Here is a 3,175-nt window from a genome sequence, read left to right on the forward strand (position 1 = left end):
AAGTTTGCCGTTTTGACCCGTTCGGTGCTCAGATTTGGCGAAATTGATTCCGAATCACTTTTGTGAATAGTTATGCAAGCCCCTGGAAACGTTTCTGACGCGTTTTTTGAGGTAGGGGTGGGGGAAAGCATGGTTTTTTGATGTTTTGAGCGTAAAAGCGTGAAAAATCGCGTTATTGTGCTTGCGATCTTTCGTCAGGGAGCGTAGAACGAAAAAAGCCCGCCGTTAGGCGAGCTTCTTCGGGTTCATTGAGGTTTTCGACCTCCTCAATGTTCCTGTGGAGTCTGTTGCGGCGACAACGGAAACCAGTTCATTCAGTTTGCATGAACCTTCTGTATTCTTCAAGCATTACCGACCGCACAGCCTCCCCAGAATCCCGAAAAAATCCTGTTTTTGCAGATGATTGCGTGTTTGCAAAGACCGTTTGCGGTTGGGGGAGCTGTGACGACGGCAACCGCACGCGTGAGAGTTCCGCTACCGGCGCAGAGAGTTTCATCGACAGCGGACACCTGATGAGTTGCCACAAAAACCGTATGTAGCGCGGCTAGATTGGTTGAGTTAGACCTTGGCGGCAGTTCCCGGTATGTGGTGGCGTGACGGGTGAGATGGTGCGGCGAAGACGCATACGTCACGCAGGCGCGGGTTCTTCCACCGACGCGCCCCGTGATCGATGGCCTTGGCTCCGTCCGGCATATCGAGAGCGGCAAACTACCCGTCCCTTCACTGGGAGGGGTGAGTTGTTGCCGTTCCCTCCGACCTTCCACCATCCAGCATATCGCACGATCCCATGAGCACCGCAACAACTGATAACTCCAGAGCAAAAAAAAAAAAAAGGATCTGCATCATGTGAGAGTGATCCCACCGCTCGCCGCAGCCCCAGCGACCGAACGTAGTGAGCGAGTGGGCGAGGAAGCGGAAGTGAACCGGAAACCACATTGAGCACGTACGCACCTATGCCAGATCCGCGCGTAGCGCGTCGCGAAATCGAAAACATTGAACACCGGCAGGCAAACGCACCACCACGCAGCGGAATTAATGATGATCTGGGCTTGTTTCAAGATCGAGCCTGATTGCCTTAAGTTTCTGTAATATATTGTCTTTTGGGTATCTCAGTTCGCCTGTTTTTGTGTCCACTAGTCCGGCCTCGATCAGTAACCCCGCCGCAAGAAACAGGCGGTGATTGCGTTCCCGTCGTTGTGTTTTCCCCTCCATCCGTTTTTGGTTGGCCTGTTTGCGTGCGTTCTCCTGTGCCTGTAGCTCGTTTTTTTCTGCGGTTGCCAGGACGTGGAGTAGTTTGCGCTCCTGTTCTGTTAGTCCGGCTTCGTTATCGAGCAGGTCAATGATCTGCCTCTGTCGTGCGGTCTGTTCTCCGAGCTTCCTGATAAAGCCGATTCGTTTCTTCAACCAGTCGATGTTGCTGATGCGCATGTTTGGGATGCTCCCTGGTGTTTTTTGCGGTGTGTTGGGGTTGTGCAGTATATCGCTTGCGGTGGGTGGGTGCAGGGGGGTATCTTCCGTGCTAATTCGTAAAATTAGCAGGAAGCGCACTTATATGTTTCTTCGCCGTTGGCTCAGAAACATGTGCGCTCCTGCGGAGGGCTAACACCGTGGCAACCTATCACCTCAATGTAAAATTTGGCGGCAAGGGACAGGCCGGAAACCATGCCGATTACATCGAACGCAAAGGCGAGTACGAGAAACGAAAAGATCTGGAATACTCAGAGCACGGGAATATGCCAGGCTGGGCGCGAGATAATCCCTCCCATTTCTGGCAAGCGGCTGATCAGTTTGAACGTGCGAATGGTTCGACTTATCGGGAGATCGAAATCGCCTTGCCGCGTGAACTGACACCGGATCAGCGCATTGAACTGGTGCAGGATTTTGTGCGTCAGGTAGCTGGAGAACGGCACGCCTATAGCTTTGCCATTCACAATCCAAAAGCGAGCATTGACGGAGGGGAACAGCCTCATGCGCATATCATGATGAGCCAGCGTATTAACGATGGTATGGAACGTTCGCCGGAACAGTATTTCCGGCGTTATAACGCCAAGAATCCCGAACGGGGAGGCGCAAAAAAAGATTCAGGCAATCTGACACCGACTCAGCAAAAAGAGCAATTGCGGACGTTACGGGCGAGCTGGTCAGCGTTACAGAACGAGCATTTAGCGCGTCATGGTCACAGGGTGCGCGTTGACCATCGCTCACTGGAAGAACGCGGAATTAAACGCACGCCAGAACGGCATTTCGGATTTGCCGCCTCATCACGGCTTGATCATGCGCAGCGCCGCGAAATCCTGCAAAACCGAGCGCAGCCGCTCGAACATTTTCTAGAGAAAGCGCATTCGGTTCGCCATCAATTTGATGCACAAGTTCAGCAAAAAGAGTTAGTTAAAACGCTTTTACAGGACGTCGCACGGGAGCGAGGGCACGCGCTTACGGCAAGAATAAATAAAACAGGTGAAGTTGAATTTGAACGTGCGCCAACGCGGACGCGGAGTAACACGCGAGGGCACGGCATGGGCATTCGTGACAACTCACGCGGGTACGACTACGAACGTTAAAAGGGGACTGTATGGCGAGTACAGAAGAGGGGTTGCTCACGCTCTTGTTGTCCGTTGAGCATTTGAAAAACACTGCGATAGAACAACAGAAAGCGGTTGCAGACACGCTGGCGGTCGCAAGGGAAACACTGCGGGGGTATCGGGATATTTCTGACAGTGTTGTAAAACAGGTTAGCGATGAAGTCAGAAAAGGGGTACAGAAAACGGACATTGCGGGGCTGATGGGTGAGCGCATGACCCAGGATTTTCAGCGTCTTGAAGAGACTGTGGCAAAGATGAGAGCCAACGCGGAGGCGCTTAACAAGGACATTGCGACAATTCATCACAATGTTGTTAAAGAATACAACACGCTCAATAAATACAGTCTGAAATGGTTTATCGGTGTTACGGTCAGTTTTCTGGTCATGTTCTCGTTGCTTGGCTGGTTTACCAAAACGTTGATCGACAGGAACTACACCGCGACGGAGGTCGTGTATCAGAAAATTGTTGATATTGAAAAGAAACTGGACAAACCAGCAACAGGGAAGAGCCGGAAAAACTGACGCGCTTCGCTTGTCCAACGCCTCACGGGACGCGAAAAAATTCCGCGTCCCGTTCACCGTTTTCTGATGAGA

At 51.9% G+C, this 3,175-nt stretch carries 3 protein-coding genes; 2 read left to right on the plus strand and 1 reads right to left on the minus strand.

The genetic code is table 11. The annotated features are described in order from the left end of the window. Positions 1–1,032: 1,032 nt before the first annotated feature. Positions 1,033–1,428 carry a hypothetical protein gene (locus EOS97_RS26610; RefSeq protein ID WP_001222910.1) on the minus strand — a complete coding sequence of 132 codons (396 nt, stop codon included), beginning with the start codon at positions 1,426–1,428 and terminating at the stop codon, positions 1,033–1,035. A gap of 179 nt (positions 1,429–1,607) precedes the next feature. Here EOS97_RS26610 and EOS97_RS26615 point away from each other — a divergent pair, with 179 nt between their 5' ends. Beyond that, the gene (locus EOS97_RS26615; protein WP_001360358.1) at positions 1,608–2,561 is read left to right on the plus strand and encodes a MobA/MobL family protein; all 954 of its coding nucleotides are present in this window, start codon (positions 1,608–1,610) and stop codon (positions 2,559–2,561) included. A gap of 11 nt (positions 2,562–2,572) precedes the next feature. Then, the gene (locus tag EOS97_RS26620) at positions 2,573–3,103 is read left to right on the plus strand and encodes a hypothetical protein (protein ID WP_000168766.1); all 531 of its coding nucleotides are present in this window, start codon (positions 2,573–2,575) and stop codon (positions 3,101–3,103) included. Positions 3,104–3,175 lie beyond the last annotated feature (72 nt).

Source organism: Salmonella sp. SSDFZ54 (genome assembly GCF_004010735.1).
Taxonomy (GTDB): domain Bacteria; phylum Pseudomonadota; class Gammaproteobacteria; order Enterobacterales; family Enterobacteriaceae; genus Salmonella; species Salmonella enterica.